This window comes from Aurantivibrio plasticivorans, assembly GCF_055392955.1.
In genome coordinates this window covers 1,207,400-1,227,777 of sequence record NZ_AP036020.1, presented here as the reverse complement: position 1 = coordinate 1,227,777, position 20,378 = coordinate 1,207,400, and the positions used below count along the sequence as shown (strand labels likewise).

At 47.3% G+C, this 20,378-nt stretch carries 20 protein-coding genes; 8 read left to right on the top strand and 12 right to left on the bottom strand.

Features of this window, described 5'->3' with window-relative positions; translation table 11 throughout:
- Positions 1-249 precede the first annotated feature (249 nt).
- Both ACZ5NB_RS05395 and ACZ5NB_RS05390 read right to left on the bottom strand, forming a co-directional pair.
- Entirely contained in the window at positions 250-870 is a 621-nt protein-coding gene (locus ACZ5NB_RS05395) for a glutathione S-transferase family protein (protein WP_460231986.1), read from the bottom strand.
- Positions 871-1,023: 153 nt separating this feature from the next.
- Positions 1,024-2,787 (bottom strand): autotransporter outer membrane beta-barrel domain-containing protein, encoded by a 1,764-nt coding sequence (locus ACZ5NB_RS05390; protein ID WP_460231985.1) that lies wholly within the window; start codon positions 2,785-2,787, stop codon positions 1,024-1,026.
- 131 nt (positions 2,788-2,918) lie between these two features.
- Between ACZ5NB_RS05390 and truC the strand changes: the two genes are divergently transcribed.
- Positions 2,919-3,737, top strand: coding sequence for a tRNA pseudouridine(65) synthase TruC (gene truC, locus ACZ5NB_RS05385; protein ID WP_460231984.1), 819 nt, complete (start codon positions 2,919-2,921; stop codon positions 3,735-3,737).
- 102 nt (positions 3,738-3,839) lie between these two features.
- Here truC and ACZ5NB_RS05380 read toward each other — a convergent pair whose 3' ends face one another.
- Genes ACZ5NB_RS05380 through ACZ5NB_RS05370 form a run of 3 tightly spaced genes read right to left on the bottom strand, consistent with a single transcriptional unit; the run spans position 3,840 to position 5,269 of the window.
- Complete coding sequence (locus ACZ5NB_RS05380; protein WP_460231983.1) at positions 3,840-4,370, bottom strand: YaeQ family protein; 531 nt, start codon at positions 4,368-4,370, stop codon at positions 3,840-3,842.
- A 4-nt stretch (positions 4,371-4,374) separates the two neighbouring features.
- A complete protein-coding gene (locus ACZ5NB_RS05375) occupies positions 4,375-4,785 on the bottom strand; it encodes a hypothetical protein (RefSeq protein WP_460231982.1) in 411 nt (136 codons plus the stop codon).
- A gap of 43 nt (positions 4,786-4,828) precedes the next feature.
- Positions 4,829-5,269 (bottom strand): DUF6524 family protein, encoded by a 441-nt coding sequence (locus ACZ5NB_RS05370; RefSeq protein ID WP_460231981.1) that lies wholly within the window; start codon positions 5,267-5,269, stop codon positions 4,829-4,831.
- Between the two features lie 98 nt (positions 5,270-5,367).
- On the opposite strand from ACZ5NB_RS05370, the gene ACZ5NB_RS05365 reads away from it, so the two are divergent.
- The gene (locus ACZ5NB_RS05365) at positions 5,368-5,700 is read left to right on the top strand and encodes a DUF3301 domain-containing protein (RefSeq protein ID WP_460231980.1); all 333 of its coding nucleotides are present in this window, start codon (positions 5,368-5,370) and stop codon (positions 5,698-5,700) included.
- Between the two features lie 27 nt (positions 5,701-5,727).
- On the opposite strand, the gene ACZ5NB_RS05360 is transcribed toward ACZ5NB_RS05365, so the two are convergent.
- Positions 5,728-7,257, bottom strand: coding sequence for a class I adenylate-forming enzyme family protein (locus ACZ5NB_RS05360; RefSeq protein WP_460231979.1), 1,530 nt, complete (start codon positions 7,255-7,257; stop codon positions 5,728-5,730).
- Between the two features lie 250 nt (positions 7,258-7,507).
- On the bottom strand, positions 7,508-8,230 hold the full coding sequence (locus ACZ5NB_RS05355) for a YebC/PmpR family DNA-binding transcriptional regulator (protein ID WP_460231978.1): 723 nt from the start codon (positions 8,228-8,230) through the stop codon (positions 7,508-7,510).
- 292 nt (positions 8,231-8,522) lie between these two features.
- Here ACZ5NB_RS05355 and ACZ5NB_RS05350 point away from each other — a divergent pair, with 292 nt between their 5' ends.
- Both ACZ5NB_RS05350 and ACZ5NB_RS05345 read left to right on the top strand, forming a co-directional pair.
- The gene (locus tag ACZ5NB_RS05350) at positions 8,523-9,017 is read left to right on the top strand and encodes a 3'-5' exonuclease (RefSeq protein WP_460231977.1); all 495 of its coding nucleotides are present in this window, start codon (positions 8,523-8,525) and stop codon (positions 9,015-9,017) included.
- Positions 9,018-9,041: 24 nt separating this feature from the next.
- Entirely contained in the window at positions 9,042-9,749 is a 708-nt protein-coding gene (locus ACZ5NB_RS05345) for a phospholipase D-like domain-containing protein (RefSeq protein ID WP_460231976.1), read from the top strand.
- 3 nt (positions 9,750-9,752) lie between these two features.
- Here ACZ5NB_RS05345 and dinG read toward each other — a convergent pair whose 3' ends face one another.
- Entirely contained in the window at positions 9,753-11,873 is a 2,121-nt protein-coding gene (gene dinG / locus ACZ5NB_RS05340; protein WP_460231975.1) for an ATP-dependent DNA helicase DinG, read from the bottom strand.
- A 53-nt stretch (positions 11,874-11,926) separates the two neighbouring features.
- On the bottom strand, positions 11,927-13,096 hold the full coding sequence (locus tag ACZ5NB_RS05335; RefSeq protein ID WP_460231974.1) for a 1-acyl-sn-glycerol-3-phosphate acyltransferase: 1,170 nt from the start codon (positions 13,094-13,096) through the stop codon (positions 11,927-11,929).
- A gap of 255 nt (positions 13,097-13,351) precedes the next feature.
- On the opposite strand from ACZ5NB_RS05335, the gene ACZ5NB_RS05330 reads away from it, so the two are divergent.
- Complete coding sequence (locus tag ACZ5NB_RS05330; protein WP_460231973.1) at positions 13,352-14,632, top strand: response regulator; 1,281 nt, start codon at positions 13,352-13,354, stop codon at positions 14,630-14,632.
- Positions 14,633-14,671: 39 nt separating this feature from the next.
- On the opposite strand, the gene ACZ5NB_RS05325 is transcribed toward ACZ5NB_RS05330, so the two are convergent.
- Positions 14,672-15,694, bottom strand: a complete 1,023-nt coding sequence (locus tag ACZ5NB_RS05325; RefSeq protein ID WP_460231972.1) for an aspartate carbamoyltransferase — start codon at positions 15,692-15,694, stop codon at positions 14,672-14,674.
- Between the two features lie 285 nt (positions 15,695-15,979).
- Here ACZ5NB_RS05325 and ACZ5NB_RS05320 point away from each other — a divergent pair, with 285 nt between their 5' ends.
- Positions 15,980-16,891, top strand: a complete 912-nt coding sequence (locus ACZ5NB_RS05320) for a hypothetical protein (protein WP_460231971.1) — start codon at positions 15,980-15,982, stop codon at positions 16,889-16,891.
- A 42-nt stretch (positions 16,892-16,933) separates the two neighbouring features.
- Here the strand turns inward: ACZ5NB_RS05320 and ACZ5NB_RS05315 are convergent, their stop codons facing one another.
- Complete coding sequence (locus ACZ5NB_RS05315; protein WP_460231970.1) at positions 16,934-17,920, bottom strand: GlxA family transcriptional regulator; 987 nt, start codon at positions 17,918-17,920, stop codon at positions 16,934-16,936.
- Positions 17,921-18,031: 111 nt separating this feature from the next.
- Here ACZ5NB_RS05315 and ACZ5NB_RS05310 point away from each other — a divergent pair, with 111 nt between their 5' ends.
- Positions 18,032-18,784: a DJ-1/PfpI family protein gene (locus tag ACZ5NB_RS05310; protein ID WP_460231969.1), complete on the top strand. Its 753-nt coding sequence runs from the start codon at positions 18,032-18,034 to the stop codon at positions 18,782-18,784.
- 32 nt (positions 18,785-18,816) lie between these two features.
- Positions 18,817-19,125, top strand: coding sequence for a DUF1272 domain-containing protein (locus ACZ5NB_RS05305; RefSeq protein WP_460231968.1), 309 nt, complete (start codon positions 18,817-18,819; stop codon positions 19,123-19,125).
- A gap of 268 nt (positions 19,126-19,393) precedes the next feature.
- On the opposite strand, the gene ACZ5NB_RS05300 is transcribed toward ACZ5NB_RS05305, so the two are convergent.
- Positions 19,394-20,176 (bottom strand): FKBP-type peptidyl-prolyl cis-trans isomerase, encoded by a 783-nt coding sequence (locus tag ACZ5NB_RS05300; RefSeq protein ID WP_460237953.1) that lies wholly within the window; start codon positions 20,174-20,176, stop codon positions 19,394-19,396.
- Between the last annotated feature and the right edge of the window lie 202 nt (positions 20,177-20,378).

The following is a 20,378-nucleotide window of genomic DNA, read 5'->3' as shown; positions in this document are numbered from 1 at the left end:
ATATTTTAGAAAATATTTTTAAGGTTTAATTTTCCAGCGAGACATTTAAAGCCCATATGCACGCTCGCGGTTTGTTTTGACACTAAACGGAATACAACACCCTCTTCGCATAATCGCCGCCGCCATGAGGACTGGGATCTCTAGCATCCATTACCTCAATCGCAGTCAATTCAGACAATGAGTGACCAAGAGTGAAGACTTTCGTCTTAAGGTGCGACCGGTGTTAGGGGCCAACTGATTACGTTGACTCTAACTTTTTTGCGAAGCCGCAATAGCTTTCGCCGAGTCACGCTGTGACAATAAATCAGCCAGTGACTTAGCCTTCGGAAAGTCACCCAGAAGACTAAAGCCAAGCGCTTTTCGACTGCACACAGAGGCCAAATTAACAGAATACATAAACATAATATCGGCATAGGTCAGCGAATCACCGGCCACAAACGGATCAAAAGCACCGTTGCGCTCTAGACAGCGAACACCTTTAACCAACTTGGCCTTTGCACTGTCCTTCACCTCTTGGCTTACCGATCCACCAAAAAACACTTCGGGATACAACGTTCTGGCAGGTAGTTCAATGTATAGCTCAATTTCTTTTATCAACTCCCTCACTTTAGCGCGCTGGTAATTGTCAGCGGGATACAATGCTGTGCCTTGGCCAAGCTCTTCCAAGTATTCAAAAATCACAGATGTCTCACTGATAAAGCCCTGGTCGGTTTCGATAAAAGGGACTTTTCCCATTGGGCTCTTAGCCAAAAAGTCGGCTTCCTGACTTGGTTTCACCAACACCTCTTCAAACTCTAGGCCTTTTTCTAGCAAGGCGACTTTCACCATGTTGTAATAGTTACTGAGAGGAAACCCATAAATTTTTAGCATATAAAGCACCTTGATAAGAATAGATAAACACTGGTCAGAAAAAGAAGGGTAATGAGCATAGCCCAAAGTGAAGGCTAAACTACCATGACTTTGCCCAACAAAAAAGCCAAGCACTATTGCTTGGCTTCTGGTTTACGGGTGGGATAAAGATAGTTAAAAATTATACTCCGCACCAACAAAGTAAAGGGTCGCGCTCGTATCATCACGACCACTAACAGACCGCACTCCGGCATTCAGTGCGATGGATTTGCCAAGACTGAAAGCACCACCAAATTCTGCCGTCAGATACTGATCATCAGCAATATAAAGCGCACTTCGATAACTAATGGGCGCGCCATTAGGCGTTACTGAAATCCGACGCTCATCATCTTTTAACTCATTGTTAAGCTGTAAATCTGCATAGAGTTGAAAACTGTCCGTGAAAAGCGCTTGCACACTCATACCCAACTGCACATTAAGGCTTTTCAGCTTTTGACTGCCAAAGGTAGCGCCCGTAGACAAGCTATCACTTTCACTATAACCATCAATGTCAATAGACTGAAAATCTAAGCCAATGCGAGGAACAAAAAACCAAGTCGAGCCAAGGCCCAACTCATACCCTGCATGAGCACTGAGTCCGAAAACACTCGCCTCAGTATCGCCAACGTGTTGCCGAATCACAGGGCCAAGTTGCACACTGCGCGTCAAATCCTCGTAGTTAGCAACACCGTATAAAAGCTCCGCGCCTAACGCGAGGTTGTTGTTGCGACCATTCACATAAAACATTGTCGAAAAGCTGTCGACGTTATAGTCACCACGATTATTAGTAAATTCACCATCGCCATCGCTTAAGCCAATCGCCACCCCAGCATGAGTATCTGCAGCCAGCAAATAATCTACTCCGGCACTCAACAACACGCTGTCCTCTTCCAGCGACGTCACCTGTAATGTATTGCCATTATCAAATTGGTGATTACCCACGTTGATAAACACTGCGGTATCTTGAGCACTTCGATACGACGCGCGACGAATTTGAGATCGATTCAATTGACTTTGACTCTGGAACAACGATTGCGCCGCATAACTTAGTTGGCCAATTTGTTCGGGCGAAATCATAAGGCTTGCGATTGCTTGCCCCTGAATACGTTGCGTTTTGCCCGCAGGGTGAACATCGTCTGCTTGAATGTGCGTTTCGTTCGCATCGGGAGTTACATAATCCGCAGGCCCACAATCAAGAGAGTCAACAGCGCCACAAGCTGGGTCGAGGATATTGGTATATCCGAATGCCGCCGCATCGATTACCAACTCATTGAAAAGCGCATCCGTATCAAAAAATAGAGCGTTAACTTGGTTTGCCACTAAACGATCTTTATATACCTGATTGAACCCTTGGAACACCGCTGCGCCACCACTCTGAATTGCCAATGTCACAATGCGCTTTGCCCCCGCATCTTGCAACCTAGCAACTTGGTCCGCCAACTCGACTGCCGCCGTCGAGACAATAGTTGGATCTACCCCGCCACCAGCGGCAAACGCAAAAACATCATTCCCCCCACCTTGTATATAGACAACATCGTTGTCACCAAACTGGCCACCGTTGGCTATAAAGCCATCGATTTGCGACGTAATCGGCACCGCAATAGCATTTGGCAACGTTACCCGCGCGCCACCTATCGCAAAGTTTGTACCACCCTCTCCATACACTGGGGCTAAGGGTAAGCCCAACTGAGCAGCAAATACCTCAGGGGCAACAGGGTCAGGGTTAGTCGTAAAACTTTGCCCGGCAGGATAGGGCAAAATAGCAGAATAGAAACCGCCGTCGGATAAGCTATCGCCGAATACAATGACGCGAGATGGATCAGTATCAGCCGTGTGACCCAGTTGTGCTGCAAGCATTCCGCTGGCAACAATCAGCTTCTTAATATTTGAAATGAACATGACGAATCTCCCCTTCATTAACATTATTTTTATATGCGCAGACTCAAAACTCAGATTGTTTCTCTAACTACGGCTAGCTAGAGAAAACATGTTACAGTGCGGCACTATAATTGGCCATACTGGCACAGGGCATGATTGGCCATACTGGCGCAGGGCGCATTCATAAACTGGCACATAACCTTCGAGAGTTTACTTTCCATTCAATGACTAACTTGGAAATAATTTATCAAGACGATGCGTTAGTTGCGGTGAACAAGCCAAGCGGACTACTGGTTCACCGAAGCATGATCGACCGCCACGAAACGGAGTTTGCTCTACAAAAAGTTAGGGATCAAATTGGACAACGTGTTTATCCGGTCCACCGCTTAGACAAACCCACATCAGGTGTTCTTGTGTTCGCCCTGTCGCCTGAAACGGCCCGAAAGCTATCAAGTCAGTTCGCCGAAAATCGAGTATTCAAACGCTACATTGCAGTCGTAAGGGGTTACACGCCAGACTATGGAGTCATAGATCATCCACTTAAAGAAGAACTCGATAAAATTGCCGACAAGCGTGCCCAAAAAGATAAACCGCCTCAAGATGCCATCACTGAATATAAGACCCTCGCGACCGTAGAGATTCCAGAGTTTGTCGAGCGCTATCCGCAGACTCGCTATTCCTTAGTAGAATGTTTGCCGAAGACGGGACGAAAACACCAAATCCGCCGCCATATGAAACACATCGCGCACCCAATCATTGGCGATGCAAAACACGGCAAAGGGGTACACAATCGATTTTTTCAATCCCGTTATGATTCTCACCGCCTATTACTCACCTGTGTAGAAATGAAATGTAAACACCCTATATCAGGAGTCGAGCTGATTTTAACCGCATCGCTAGATGAGCAATTTCTTCGAGTCATTAACAGTCTTGGGTTAAGCAACTCTATTCGTTTCTTACATCAAGGCTAGCTTCTACGAGACGCAAACCTGAAGAATTAAGAGCGCTTGGAGGTCAACATTCAAGCGGAATCACTCTTGCACCCCAACCGCCCAACAACGATGCGGATGAATTTAGAGCAACTTAACTAACGCGAGTGATACCTGGTGATTTTTAGATGAGATGTAGATAGTTCTTTCCGTGACTGTCACAGCAAAATCCATGGTTCGCTCGACCATCTCCGCTAGTTTTTTTACCTCGCCCCATTGCAGTTGCCACACATCCACATCGAGTGCAGAGAAGTCCTTTTTATTTTGATTCCACCAGACATCGGACTTGGAGTTGAAGGTGTATATTTTCACCGATGTCGCAACACGAGTGGCTTTTTTAATTCGCTCTGGAAGCGGCTCGCCAACATCGATCCACAATGTCATTAAACCATCATTGGCCTTTAACCAAATATCCGGCTCATCGGGTGTGCTCAAGCCCTTTGTAAATTGCAAACCATCGTGTGCATTTAAACAATATGCAATAACACGCACCATCATTCGCTCAATCGTTTCGGATGGATGTTGTGCAAGCGTTAGATTAAACGAATTGTAGACTTCCCGATCCATATCGGATAAGTCAATATGGGTTTTGTAAATTGTGGGTTTAAGAGCCAATGGTCTACCTACTGTTTATTTTAGCCAATAAGCCACCCGCTAAAATAGAAGGAGGAAAAATTACGATAACTGCAATGTTGTACCAATTCGGTAAATTATCCCAATAGACAAACAGGTGATTATAGAGGGCAAACAATGACAATAGGCCGACCACAACCCACACGGGTAACGAGTGTTTAGCAATTAATGCCGTCAACCAACCGGCTGCTACATTAACCCACAACCACATTAGCAAAAAGATGATAAGCATCGTCAAGGTAAACTGGCTGTAGTCACCGCTAGATTGTGCCGCTTTCCCAACGTCGCCAAGTTCTGGCCAACCAATCGCCAGCAATGCGAGCGAAGCGAAGTTAACTATCCCCCAAATCAGTATACCGCTGACTACAGCAAGACTGTTTTTCGCGACTGTATTCATCGACGTGCCTTTTTCTTATGCTTGATGGCTTTCGAATTATTGACTAGCCCTCAACTTCATCGACGGTAACTTGCCCAGTAATCTTTCTCCAAATGTGTGCCCAACACATGCCAATCGCCAGGGTTATTGCCAAGCATATGAGAATAATCCACGATACTGCCGAAAAGGTTTTTGCGGTAACCAAACCTATATCAACGAGCACCCAAACAATAGCTCCTAAGGCGAGAGTGACTAGCACAGTGCCGAAACGATCGAGGGCTCGCCATGTTGCTACCACCACTACAGACCAGCCGCCGAGCGCTATCACCCCGCAGAGTGCTTGCCATGGGCCGAATTCACTTGCTTTGATGCTGTTATAGATCCAATGAACCAATGAGTAACCGGTAGGGTTATAGGAAAGTAACACCAACACAAAGCAGAAAAGTAGTCGCCAGCCAAAGCCTTTTAGCGTTAGCTCTCCTCGAGCTCGAAGGGAAGAAGTCATAGTCGAAGTCCGATTATTCAATGTTAAACCGTACGGCACCGGTACTAATTGCGCCTAAAAATTGTTATAAAGCTCATCCTACTAGATAGTGAGCCAATATGCTTTCAGAAATTCTTCTTGTTCTGGTGATTGCCGGTGTAGTCTGGGTATGGATGCATGCCTTAGCCGTGAAAGACCTAGCCAATGCCGCCGCCAAACGACATTGCCAGCAAATGGGTGTGCAATTTTTAGATGGCACCGTCGCCCTGGGCGGAGCTAAGCCAACGTGGTCTGGGGGCAACGGATTACGCCTTGCCCAGCGATTCACATTCGAGTTTACCGTGACCGGGGAAAAACGTTATCACGGTGAAGTGCAGTTTATTGGTAAACGCCAGATACATTTATTTTTAGAACCGCATGTCATCGATGATAGCGATACAAGCATTCATTAGGCGGTATTCAGAATAAAACGCTCAACACTATAACCTTGCCTCTAATTCATGCCGCTGAATTTTACCCGTGGTCGAGCGGGGAATATCATCATCGCTAATGAAATAGATTTCTTTCGGACGCTTGTATCGGGACAACTCTTTTTCACATAGGGATAAAATATCTGTGTCTGTTAGGCTTTCGTCTCTGCGCACAATGAACATAACCGGAATTTCGCCCCACTTCTCATCTAGCTTACGCACAACAATCGCTGTTTCTATACGTTCGTCTAAGGTCATGACCGATTCTATTTCTGCGGGATAAATATTCTCCCCTCCAGATTTGATCATGTATTTAACGCGATCGACATACTCTAACGTACCATCGGCGTTACGACGCATGACGTCTCCCATATGGAAACGCCCACCCCGAAAATCACTTTCATTGGCTTCGTTGTTGTTCCAATACCCACTAAATAAGGTAGGGCCGGCAATGGACACCTCGCCAGGCGTGCCCACAGGCACCTCATTGTCACTCCCGTCCACCAAGCGAATATCAGCAAAAGTTGATTGACGTTTGGGAAGACGTTCTGGCGCTTCACCAATTGCGACATAGTTGCCGGTAGCTGGCGCCAAACCGGTTTCTGTCGCACCAAATGAATTCACAAACGGAGCATCAAAAAACTCAGTAGCAGCAGCGATCTCTGCTCTCGGAATAAGATCTGCCATAGCACCAATACAACCAACTCCTTTAGGTTTTATATTGAGTTTTTTTAGATGACCGATACACAAACCGACCATCCCTGGCACCATGACGAACCAACTCATCGAATGGTGTTGTAAAATCTCGACTAGTTTCGGCAGCTGAAAGCCATCCACAACATAAATTGTGCTGCCAACCAATAAGTGAGCCAAACCTTGATCAACCGCAACCATGTGATAAAGCGGTGTCCACGCTACGAAGGTATCGCCATCAGGAATATTTAAGAACGAACTGAACTGCAAACCTCTAGCAATCATCGCTCGGTGACTAATCAATGCACCTTTAGGCAAGCCGGTAGTCCCGCTGGTATAGAGAATTACCAGCCCTGCTTCTGGATCAATGTGCAAATCCGGAAATACTGCATCACTTGCGCCTAATTGTGCTTCATAATCGCCACCAATAATGAGGGTAGACGGTGCACCCGCGTCTATGCGATCTATGTTGCTAGCAAGATCCTCGCTGGTAATGATTAATGACGGCTCGACTAGAGAGACACAATGATTCAATTCTCTATCACCCAAGCGCCAATTTAATGCGGCAACAATCACGCCGACTTTCGCCGCGGCAAGAAACACTTCGTAACACTCAGAACAATTGTTTGCCAAAAGTGCTACTCGATCTTGAGAGCGTAATCCCTTGGATAAAAAGTAATTAGCGAGACGATTACTTCGCTCGTCCAGCTCGCCATAGGTGTAACGTTTTTCGCCATCCACCAATGCTATTCGCTGTCGGTTTGATTGCGCACTTGCGTAAAACAATGCGCCAATATTGGATTGACCTGACTGAGTTACTTGAGGAATCGGTGTATAACCAGACATGCTCTGCTCCTTCAAAAAAGGTGGAAGGCTTCGCGGTGGAAATGTTCATACGTCTTTTCGACGTTAGCGCGAACTTTATAGAGAGTCAATCACGTTCGATGCCAACATAATGGCACGCTTAGATCTAGTGCAAAACCAACGATTAGATTCAAGACTGCACTATTATGTGACAGCGAATAGGCAAAAGAAGCAGGCAAAAAAAGCGCTGTGTTTCAAGACAGCGCTTTCTTCGAAGATTATCAATCAAAAATTATTCGACATTGTGATAGACATTTTGAACGTCATCTAAAAAGTTGAGTGCATCAACAAATTTTTCAAACATCTCCACATCTTCGCCCTCAAGCGAGGTAGATGTTTGCGGAATAAATTGAATAGCATCGACTTCAAACTCCATGTCGCCGTCATTTCCGAACACCTCTATCAGCGCTTGCTTGGCCTTATTGTATTCGGTATGCGGTGCAAAGACGGTAATCATACCCTCTTCGTTTTCGATATCAGTGACATCAACATCTGCTTCCATTAGAGCTTCTAATGCACCCTCTTCATCTTCACTTTTGAATGCGAGGATCGCACAGTGATCAAACATATGCGCGACACTGCCCTGGGCGCCAATTTTCGCTTTAGCTTTATTAAAGCAGGTGCGCACATCGCCGAAGGTACGATTGGGGTTATCGGTCAAACAATCGACAATCACCATGCAATTCCCTGGGCCAAATCCTTCGTAACGCGCTAAAGCAAAATCTTCACCGCCACCACCTTTGGCTTTATCGATAGCCTTATCGATAACGTGGGTGGGAACTTGATCCTTCTTCGCCCGGTCAATTAGGTTGCGGAGGGCAAGGTTACCGTCCGGTTCAACACCGCCGGATTTTGCACACATGTATATTTCACGGCCGTATTTACTGTATACCTTAGCCTTCATGTCTGAAGTTTTGGCCATTGAGTCTTTACGGTTCTGATAAGCGCGGCCCATGGATCATTCCTATTCTTGTTGAAAATACCGGTTTCAATGTATCAGCGAACACGCTGATACCAAAGGGCGATGATTTTACACGCAAACGAGAAGTCAAAAAACCGTATTTTTACTCAACTTGACGACCCCATGCTAGACCATCGCAACCCAGCAGTAGTACTCTTGCGCCCGCACGTGAGGTGGCCTCAATCCCCCTTGAACGGTAAGAAAGGCCCTTTAATACCTCCTGCCATAGAAATATCATCTAAGTGGGCCATACTTAAAGGAATGAGTTCCAACGGACAGTAGTTTAATGAGTAGTATCAAGATCATCGACGTCGAAGCCAGTGGTTTACACCCAGATTCATACCCAATAGAAATCGGCGTTCTCATTGATGGAGAGGTTCACTGTTGGCTAATTAAGCCATCAGAGTCTTGGACATTCTGGGACGATCATGCCGAAGAAATCCACGGGATTTCGCGCAATCAACTTCAGGAAGAAGGCCTTGATGCATACCAAGTTGCCAATGAACTCAATGGTGTCATGGATGGCACCGACGGGATACTCTACAGCGACGCAGCAAGCTGGGACTACGGCTGGCTACAAACCCTGTTTCAAAGCACCGGCGTTCATCAAACCTTTCATATCCATCCGCTGTCTGAAGTCATCCCAGAAGATAAAGTCCGCGATTACAATATCCACTTTGAGCGACTCGTGCATTCTGACGAATACAATCATCACCGAGCTGAAGATGATGTACAAATGATCTATCAAGCATATTGCGATACGATGGAGCCACAACAATAATTCTCGTCATCATTGGGAACTGACTTGACCAAGTTACAAGCAATCAACGAGCAGCTACACAGTGTGCTAGCCGACGCCAACCTCAGTAATCCCGAAAAAAGTGAACTCCAAGCGTTAGCCCAACAACTGGATAATGAAAAACTCAGTTTTCTACGTAACCGCGCTTTTGATGTTGCCCGCACTCAACTATTACAGGCTACTCGACAACAAAGTGATACGGATTGCTTAGCAACACTACGCTGGCTGGAACAATTGATGAAGATTGTCACTCAGGCACAAACCAACGGGGAGTTGATCCGCAGTGCTCATTTCAGCCCAGGGGAGAGCTGCCGCAACAAATTACTCGACCTTATCCATCAAGCGCAGCTTCACATCGACATCTGTGTTTTCACCATTTCCGACAACATTCTAAGCGAATCGATTATTAAAGCTCATTCGCGTGGGGTGAACATTCGCATTTTGACAGACAACGACAAATCCGAAGACATGGGAAGTGACATCGAGGAACTAACCGCCGCAGGTATTAAGCTGGCGAAGGATGACTCGTCGAATCACATGCATCACAAGTTTGCCATTTTTGATAACACTTGGTTAGCAACGGGTAGCTTTAATTGGACCCGCAGTGCGACGAAAAACAATGAAGAAAATATTTTGGTGATTAATGACTCGCTATTAATCAAAGAATATCAATCAGAGTTTGAAAAACTTTGGGACAGCTACTTCAAGCATTGAAGGTCATCGCTCGCCACGCCGAAAAGGCGGTAGCGAGTTTAAGATGGCACTACCGTAACGCTTGGTCAGCAGACGTTGATCGAAAATCGTAATCGTACCACTATCTGATTCTGAACGAATCAAGCGCCCGCATGCCTGAATAAGTTTCAGCGACGCATCGGGAACAGCAATTTCCATAAATGGGTTGCCTCCACGGTCTTTGATCCATTCCGATAACGCCTCTTCAATAGGATCATTTGGAACAGAGAATGGTATTTTTGCTACGACAACATGCTGGCAATAGCGGCCGGGCAAATCAACACCTTCAGCAAAGCTTGCCAAACCAAAAATAACACTGCCCTCACCTTCGTCTATTCGACGTTTATGTTCAGAGATAGTTTGCTGCTTAGAGCGATCATCTTGCAACAAAATCCGTTGCCTCCACTCCGTTGGCAAGTTATCAAATACTTCCAACATTTGACGGCGCGATGAAAATAAAACCAATGAACCTTCACTAGGGTTCAACAATTCTGGAAGCTCATCAATTAACGCATCGGTATGCACCTGTGCTTGACCCGCATCAGCCGCATTGGAAGGAATTTGTAATAGCGCATTATTGTAGTCAAATGGACTATGCACGATTTCATAATGACTATCCGCTGGAGTACCACTACGCATTTGCAGACGATCAAATTTCCCGAGTGCAGTTAAAGTCGCCGATGTCACAACAGCACCACAGCATCGCGACCAGAGTAGGTCTTCCAAGGTTGCTGATGCCAAAATGGGGCTTGAAGAAATGGCGATGTCGTTGACAACGGAAGATTCAATTTTTTCGATCCAGCGCGCTTCAGGCACATCACCAATATCATTATTGGCATAGCTCAGCCACAGTGCGAGGTTCGCCTCAGCGCGTGCTAGCCATGTGCCTATAACTTGAAACCAACTCTCCAAGTCGACAACCGGCACGGGACCCATACGGTCTTCGATATCATCCGATACAAGATTTGATAAATTATTCAGTTGATCGACCAGTCGCCCAAATGTCTGAGACGTATCTGCCGCCAGCTCGCTAATGGTGGTGGGAATAATGCCGTGCGCAAATCGAAAGCGCCGAACATCACCGTCTTCTGGCTCGGACTCTAAGCAATCGATTAACAGTGGCTCCAAGTCGGTTAAACTTAGTTTACAGGCCTGCAACGTCTCCGGTAGCTGCTCTAGGCAACGGCTAACTCCGCTGGCCTCGCCTATTTGTTGGTGCGCCAAATCTAAACTTTGTTGAATTTCGTCCAACCACTTTCTCGTGGCTTCTAAGCGACTATATTGAGAAAAATGGTTCAAAGCCTTGTCCGCAAGATGATGGCCTTCATCAAAAATGTAGATGGTATCTTCCGGTGGAGGAAGAATTGCCCCACCGCCGAGGGCAAGATCTGACAGCACAAGATCATGATTGGTGACAATGCAGTCCACACCACTAATAAGCTCTCGCGATTTAAAAAAACTGCATTGCGAAACAAATGAGCAACGACGACCCGTACACTGACGATGATTAGTTGTTACCGGACGCCATTGATTTTCATCCAGCACCTCGTGCCAGTTGTCTCTATCGCCGTCCCATTCATTTTTTGCCAGCGCATCCATCATGGAATGGTAAATTTGAACCGTTTGTTCGTCGCCTCGGGCTTGCTCTTCCGTAGGAATGCCCAACGGCAAGCCCTCCGGGCCCTCAAATTCATTTAGCTGCCGATCGAGCTTTGCTAGGCATACGTAGCGCCCTCGCCCTTTAGCCAGGGCAATTGAAAAATCCAACCCGGCTGCGTCGCGAAGATCTGGAATATCTTTATAGACAATTTGTTCTTGCAGTGCGACCGTCGCCGTAGAGACAACCAAGTGCTTTTTCATTGCTTTTGCAATGGGAGTCGCGGCTAGAAAATAGCCGACCGTTTTACCAGTGCCCGTACCAGCTTCGATCACACACACATGACCACCGGAGGTACGTTGACCTTCATCATCAAGTTCAATACCACCAAGGGTTTTTGCGATTTCGGCTATCATTTTTTTTTGGCCGAGTCGCGCTTTCAAATCGCGAGTTTGCAAAAACTGCGTATAGGCGGCTTGAATAGTCTGCTTGAGTTCTGGGGCCAGCATGAAAGAAAACCTGTTCGGTTTAAACGGGACAACTCGGCCCCTGGGTTAAGGTGCTAATTTGAATCACCAACCTCTTGATACTCTAACATGCTTACAACTGGGTTAGCATACATCTGTCTAACAATGTGGCGCAATTTGGGATCCATAGCGCGTAGTCTTTCACTGAAAATATGCGCATCAGTTTTGTAATCATCTGCATTGTATGGCCGTCGGTTTGTCCCGACTAGCACATCAGGATCACGACCATAGATCGAACGGTAAGCAATACAATTTGTCGGCTGCAACACATAATTAGTAATAATCTGTCTATCAAGCTCCGCCGCGAATGCGTCGGCATCATCGAATTCGCCAGACATTTCTTCTCCAAAGGTGACGTGAACATGCCCTTTGGTGCCGTCGATGCCGCGCGCGATATTCATGACATCCTCGTGCTCACCTTTTTGATAACTGCACTCATTTTGCTGAGTAAACAGCTCCAATGCTTTTGCTTCATCCAGAGGGTCCCATTCATAAGATATCGATACGGGAACAATATGCAGTTCACGGATATACTCCGCAAATGTCTGCGCTTTGGGTTTATTCATCGCAAACATTTTTATGACGGCAGCTTCCGTTCGATCAAGACCATCTTTAGCCCGACCTTGTCGCTGAGCAATCCAACAGCTCGAATGCTCTTCACATATGGAATGATGTAAGTATGCAGACAGGTGCTTTAAAGCACGAAACTTTTCTTTATTACCAGTGGCAGAACGATTCACGATAAAACTTTTATTCAAGCGCATTAAGTCTGAGGCGTATTCCATCGTCAACAGATTATCGCCAATCGCCAGCCGCGGGGTATCATGTCCACTATGGTGCAACGCCCACTGAACGAAACCGGGGTCCATTGCAATATCGCGGTGGTTACTAACGAACAAGTACGACTTGTTTGTATCGAGCTTTTCCAAACCAGAGCAACTAAACCCCTTCATGGTGCGGTCCATCATGCGTTGCATATGAGATTTGACCACCATTTGCATACCGTGAATATCATTCACGTCTTTCAATTGGCGTTTCACAAACCACATCACAACGGGTCGCACCAGAAACGGGATCACTTGGGAAAGTTTTGGGAAAGTCAGCCGTGTAATGGCATTTCGAAAATTGGGGTTGGATAGCAAGCGCGACACCGTAGGACGCACTTCTTCATCATAATAAGGACGAATATCGTCAAATTGACTCATGAGATATTTGGGCCTCAATCGAGCACCAGGAGATGCCCTGGCAGATCAAAAATTGGTTTAGTTTTCTTAATGTTGGCGAGCGCCCCATTCCGCCTCCTAAAGGCTTGACAGGGGGCTCCAGCAGCCCGCCAAGATACAGAATTCCGCAAAAAAATACCACTTAATGCAACTCTTCGCCGCTAGCGTCTACACTTAAAGATGATGAGATAAATTAATCTCGCCATAGAACACATTGACCCGGTTCAGCCATTATCGATGAAGATTCTTTTAGTAGAAGACAGCGCCAGCCTTCGCCTCACATTAGCCAATTATATTAAGCACTCTGGGTTTCAATCCGTAGAAGCCGAAAGTGGCGAGCAGGCGATAGACATCGTCCAGCAGGAAGACGTTGACCTAATCATTATGGACGTGGAAATGCCCGGCCTAAATGGGTTTGAAACCACTCAACGTTTAAGACAAATCATGGGGGATCGATGGGTCCCCATCATCTTTCTAACGGGCATCACCAGTGATGAGTCCTACGCCGAGGGCATTGATGCGGGTGGCGACGACTATCTCACTAAGCCCATCAGCCAAGTAATCTTAAATGCCAAACTGCGCGCCTTTGGCCGCATTTGTGATATGCAAAACCAACTAGCTAGGCTCAACCATGAACTCCAGCTGCTGAGTTCTTATGACAGCCTGACGGAGCTATTCAACCGCCGAGCTTTTGAGGAGTACGCCTCTCGACAATGGGAGATTTGCTCTCGCAACAAAGAGCCTTTGGCGCTGCTAATGATAGATGTGGACATGTTCAAACCCTATAACGACCATTACGGTCATCAACAGGGGGATGAATGTCTCAAGCTTGTCGCTAAAGCGCTCGACGGCGCGCTCAGCCGCCCAGGGGATGTGGTTGCTCGATATGGAGGCGAAGAGTTTGTTGCCATCTTACCGAGCACAGATGTTGACGGAGCAACCAACGTTGCAGAAACATTGTGCGCAGCGGTCGAGGCCTTGCAAATCACCCATGAAAAATCAGACGCGTTTGGGGTTGTTACGGCGAGCATCGGGGGTGTTAGCGCACCTAAACTTGCCAGCATCACACTAGAAACCCTGATTGAAGAAGCCGACAAACTGCTCTACGAGTCCAAACACAATGGGCGAAACCGCCAATCCGTCGAGCAAATAGAGATGCCTAAAACCGTGCTGGTTGCCGATGATAATGAAGACACGCTCCGTCTCGTCGAAGCACAACTTGAAGGGCTATACCATGTGGCATCCACTAACTCAGGCGAGGACTGCATCGACATCGCCCACAACACTCACCCAGATATCATTCTGCTAGACATCCATATGCCCGATATGAGCGGCATCGACGTGTGCCGCGCATTAAAGCTTAACCCTCGTACAGCGCCCATCCCAGTCATTTTTATTTCAGGTGAAGACCGCCAGACGCAATTGGCATTAGGTAAGGATGTAAAGGCCAACGGGTGTTTAGAGAAACCCCTAGACCAGATCGCTGTGATAGAAAAAGTGCAAAGTTTTATCGGCTAACGTCACACCTACGGCAGCAAACAGCGCTCGTTCAGTCATCTATAACAGCACAGAGCGACTCGCGTGGTACCAGCTAACGGGCTTGGAGTGTTTGTCGACTTGATCGACAACATTTAATACCAGCGCAAACAACGCCATTCTCACCAGCACCCCGTTATCAGTTTGTCGGAAAATCGCAAGGTTGGGGTTTTGATTTAGGTCGTTATCTAGCTCATTCGCGTCCGCCCGTGAATCTCTAGGAAGTGGATGCATAATGACGGTATTGGGCTCACAGTACTTGGTATAGACCGACTGGTTGAGACGAAAGCGTCCCCGGTACATGTCAGCCTCTTCCTGCGATTGGAAGCGTTCTTCTTGAATACGAGTAGAGTAGGCGATATCGACGTGACTAATGCCGTCGGTAAGCTGGTCAGAGATCACCACCTCATGCCCTGCTTCGCGGAGTTTTTCGACGATTGGCTCAGGCATGGCAAGCTCGCCAGGCGATACCAACGTTATGTGGACGTTCTTATACAAGGCTAGCAGCGCTGACAGCGAATGTACGGTCCGGCCATGCTTGAGATCACCGATCATGGCGATTCGCATACCATCAATGGTCCGACCCTTCGCACCTAATTCATTGGCAATCGTATAGAGGTCTAAAAGTGCTTGGCTGGGGTGCTCGTTTGCACCATCACCACCATTAATGACAGGCACTCTGCTTGCTGCGGCAAATTCAGCGACTGACCCTTCTTCCGGGTGTCGCATACAGATCACGTCACTGTAACCAGACAACACCCGCGCTGTATCGTAGAGGGACTCCCCTTTAGCGAGAGCCGACACTTGAATACCTGTTGTTTCGCGAACATTGCCTCCAAGCAGATTAAAAGCGCTGCCGAAGCTAACCCGGGTACGGGTGCTCGCCTCGAAAAACATATTACCGAGAATTGCCCCCTCAAGGACACGAGTCACCCGCTCCCGATGAGCATAGGGCTTCATTTGGTCGGCGACCTGGAAAACACGCTCAATGTCGCCGCGTTCGAATTGGTCAATCGATAAAATATGCTTTCCCGTAAAATCCACTGAGACCCCCTAGCGCGCCCAACTTTCAGTGCCAAATTGGAGGGCGATGCTACCCTATCTCCCTCGGATTGGAAATGATTCAAATAGCGATTTACTCGACTGTTTATCGTCACGAAAGTTAGGCGCGAAAGTTGAAGAAATGGTGATTCGTTGCTAATAACTATAAGAGGCAAAACGTTTTTCAGCTTATGCCTCATCGACCCATGCGCCATTGGTTGACTGTCGCAGCACTCAGCATATTAGACACAGGCCCGGTCGCGCCATACTTCAAAGCAAGGACACATTGTGGCTAACACCTCAGGCGTACTTTTCAAATATTGTCCCATCGAGGAGGCCAAAGCACTGCTAGAGGGCCGCAGCCTGCGCTGGCGCGCGTCTCACCTAATCGACAACCCGTTTGAGATGACAATTTCGACACCACTGCGCTTTAATCAAGAGCAGCTACTCAACTCCGCAATCAAAACCGCAACCAATTTTATTTTCACCAAAGAAGCACCAAAAGGCGGCTCTCCATTGATGGCGGCGATACGACGCTGGCGGGATGAAGAGCGATTCGGTTCCCCGGAAGAAGCCGAAGGTGTATTGCGCGATTTAATGATGCAAATGATTGAGCAACGCAAGGAAGCGCTAGACAAGACCATGGCAGAATGGAAACTACTGGCACGTCGAGTGCGCGTCTGCGACTTTACAGCCAAAGGAGACAACTTCTATGCTTGGAGCCAACTAGCAGAAGAACATAGAGGGGTTATCCTACGCTTTCAATCCGATGGCTCAGAGATGTTTGGCAAAGCAGAGCCTATTCATTACAGCGACTTGCGACCGGAAATTACGCCTTTGAAAGATCAACTAGCGGCGATCCTCAACGGCGATAAGGTAGAGCCTAAATTACAATTCCTCGACAAATATTACATCAAGCCTACGGCGTTAAAATTTCAGCAAGGGATCCGCTGCCTTTTCCAGCAGAATGATAAGGAAACGCCCATTGATGATGCGCCCGCAAACTGGTTCATCGATCGTGAGTGGGGAGAAGACGATCTCACCGGTGTCCAGTTTGGCTTTGCCACACCGCTCGCGGAGAAACAGTCGATCTGGGATCAGGTAAAACAGAACTTCACCGGCGTTAAGCTTTTCGAGACCAAGCTTCTACCCGGTAAGTTCGAGCTTGAGGTTGAACGTATCACCGAAAAGCCTGCCTGACCGCCCCATTTCCTGCTTTAGATTACAATACTATGCAAGCGCTTACTTACCCTGCCTGGTTGATGTCCTGAGTGCTTGAGGAGACATGCCGAGTGTTCTCTGAAACGCCCGACGCATTCGTTCAGCGTCTCCGTAGCCGACACGTTGTGCAACTCGCCCTAGCGCCAAATCGCTGTCTTCAACGAGCCGCTGAGCGACTTCTAAACGAATTTGTTCAATGGCCTTTGCGGGAGTCAGCCCCACCACTCGACGAAATTGACGGGCAAAATTACGCGGGCTCATCGCAACCTGTTCAGCAAGCCCCACAACACTTAGAGGCTGATCAAGGTTTTCACGGATCCATCCCAACAACCCACTAAAGCGATGACCACTGCCAGCCACTTCGGCAACGGTCGAAAACTGAGATTGCCCTCCCGGCCGTTGATAGTAAATTACCATCTCGCGTGCAGCCTGTTGAGCCACCTCCTCGCCGTAATCTTGCTTCAACATGGCCAAGGCCAAATCAATGCCCGCAGAGATACCAGCGGAGCTCCAATACTTGCCATCATTCACGAAGATCTTGTCTGGCACACACTTTACTTTGGGAAATTGCTCGGCAAAGAGACGGCTACGACGCCAATGGGTGGTTGCTTGCCTGCCGTCCAACAAGCCCGCTGTTGCTAACACAAATGCACCGCTGCACACGCTTGCGGTTCGCCGCACCTGCGCATCCATCTGCTGAACGTACACCGGCACACGGGAATCAAAGTCAGTTTGGTGAATACCATCGCCTCCCACAACAACCAACGTATCGAACTGATCAGATTTAGAAAACGCCTTGGTAGGCAGTGCAACACCGACTGAACTTTCTACCAAGCCACCAAACACCGACAGCAACTCTATTTGATAACCGCCGCTTTCTGCACGTAAACCTCGATCGCAAAGGTACTCGACAATTCGCCCGCCCACCTCAAATACAGCAATAGGCCCTGTGGCATCTAATAGCTGAAACCCAGGAAAAAGGACAAAACCAATACGCTTTATCGACACAGAAACCCCCTAAAAATGTCTTTTTATGCAGTTTACATGACATTTAAGCCACCCAAAAGGAGGGTAATCTCTTACTGGTCACATTGAGCAATCACAAACGAGGAAGTAAACATGACGCAAAAAATCATCCAAAGCCAAGTCTACAACACCAAAAATCAAACTAAACAGACTGGTCTAGATGTGGTCATCGCGCTCTATCCCGGCGTCACTCAACTAGATTTTACTGGGCCTCACCAGGTGTTTATGCGCGCACCAGAGTCTACTGTCCGTGTTGCCGCCATGGAGTCCGCCTTAGAACTCGACGGACTCCACTTCGCCAATCTCGTGTCATTGCGCGACATTCCCTCCTGCGATTTACTTTGCATACCTGGCGGATTTGGTGCAGCAGATGCCATTCACAACCCCGCATTTATGGCCGAAATCAAGCGTCTCGCTAGCACAGCCAACACCCTTTGTTCGGTCTGTACGGGTTCGCTGATTTTTGCAGCCGCCGGGTTACTCCGCGGCAGAAAAGCGACCTGTCATTGGTCTTGGTTAGAATATCTGGCTCAATTTCCTGAAGTAGACGTGGTGGGTGACCGAGTGGTACAAGACACAAACAACCAACAAACCCTGCTTACTGGCGGGGGTGTAACTGCGGGTATTGATATGGCGTTAACGGCCGTGGGAGAGCTTTTTGGCCAAGCAACCGCAGAGCGGATTCAACTAATACTAGAGTACAACCCCAGACCTCCCTTCAACGCGGGGCACCCAAGCACAGCGTCGGCAGATACGGTCTCTGCTTTAAAAACAGTGCTCGCGCCATATATGGAGGGCCCGAGAGAAAAAATTTTGGCATTCCTTGAGAATGAAGTTTCCGCCTAAAAATGTTTCAGTGAAATCAAAAAGGAAATACAGTGTTAGCTCTGCGACCCAATTGTGAAATTTGCGATAAAGACTTACCTGCACACTCGACCGAAGCAATGATATGTAGTTACGAATGCACCTATTGCAAAGACTGTGTTGAGCAATATCTCCACAATGTCTGCACAAATTGTGGCGGAAGTTTAGCCCCTCGTCCTATTCGACCACGACAATCCTACAGGCCCGGTGTAGGGCTAGAGTTTCAACCGGCTCAAGACCAGCGAGTACATACTCGCTGGTCGATGGAAGAGATAAAAAAATTCACAGCGCAACTTATTGCTATCGCACCAGAGTTACGATAGATCGCAAGTCAAAAAATGTTACAAAAATGAGGCCTGGGGATAAAACCTTTGTATAGGCACGCTTAAAAAAGCCCTCCCGAAACCGGGAGGGCAGTTGAGTACAGACGACATACTCAAGAACTAAAAATTTATACCGTAGATCAGTCTTTATTATTACAGACAGTCGCTATACAACTAGCGGGAAAGGCTGCTGCGTTTGCCGTCGCGTTCTTGCCAACAAAAATACATAGCTATAGCCCTGTAGGCATTATCCGCTCGCAAAGTAATCTTACTCAACGTCTTCATCGTCCGGAATAGGCGGCTCATTTTTTTCAATTTTTAATAATTCCACCCTAAAGATGAGCGCTTGATTTGGACCAATAAAATCATCGACACCTTCTTCACCGTAAGCAAGTTCTGCGGGGATATACAGTTCCCATACCGCCCCTTCAGTCATCATTTGCAATGCTTCCACCCAACCCGGCATCAAGCTTCCCACCCTAACGTCCCAGGGTTCGTTTTTTTTGTAGGAGCTATCGAATTCTGTACCATCTACGAAAGTGCCTCGGTAGTGTATGAAGACATAATCATTGTAGCGGGGCTTGAAGTCGCCAGTTCCTTTGTTGATGACTTTGTACTGCAATCCGCTTTCCAAAACTACCACACCATCTTTTTTGGCGTTTTCGCCTAAAAACACTTCACTGATTTTTTTGTTAAGAACGCCCCGAGCCGCTCTTTTTTCCGCTACAGCCTCTTGATGTTTTGCACGAAAAGCTTCTATCGTCGCCACCACCTCATCATCGGACATTAAAATATCACCATCCTCGAACACAGTACGCATAGCTTTTTCAACTATCGATACATCGAGCTCAAGACCTTGCCCCTTAAAAATTTTTGCCACATGAACACCGTAGGCGTAGCTATGCCGTTCGTCTAATGTGGTATATCCATGGCCCGCGGCGTCTACAGTTTCATCGGCAAATACATTTGCCATAAGCGGCAAATTCAGCACACAAGCCGCCATCGATAAGTAAACGAGCCTCACGACGACAGCACATACTTTCTTCTTCATATCACTTCTCACTACTCTCTTTGCGGAGCCTAAAATTAATAGAAGTCCATTCAGACTTTAATAAGCTAATTGCTACAATATGCTTTCATTTTTAACACCCTACAGTAGACGTAGGTTACTTATGCTCTTCCACTGTTTTAAACAGCACCTCAGACGACAAAAACCCCAACCCGCCAGGGCCGAGGTTTTCGATCAACCTGTG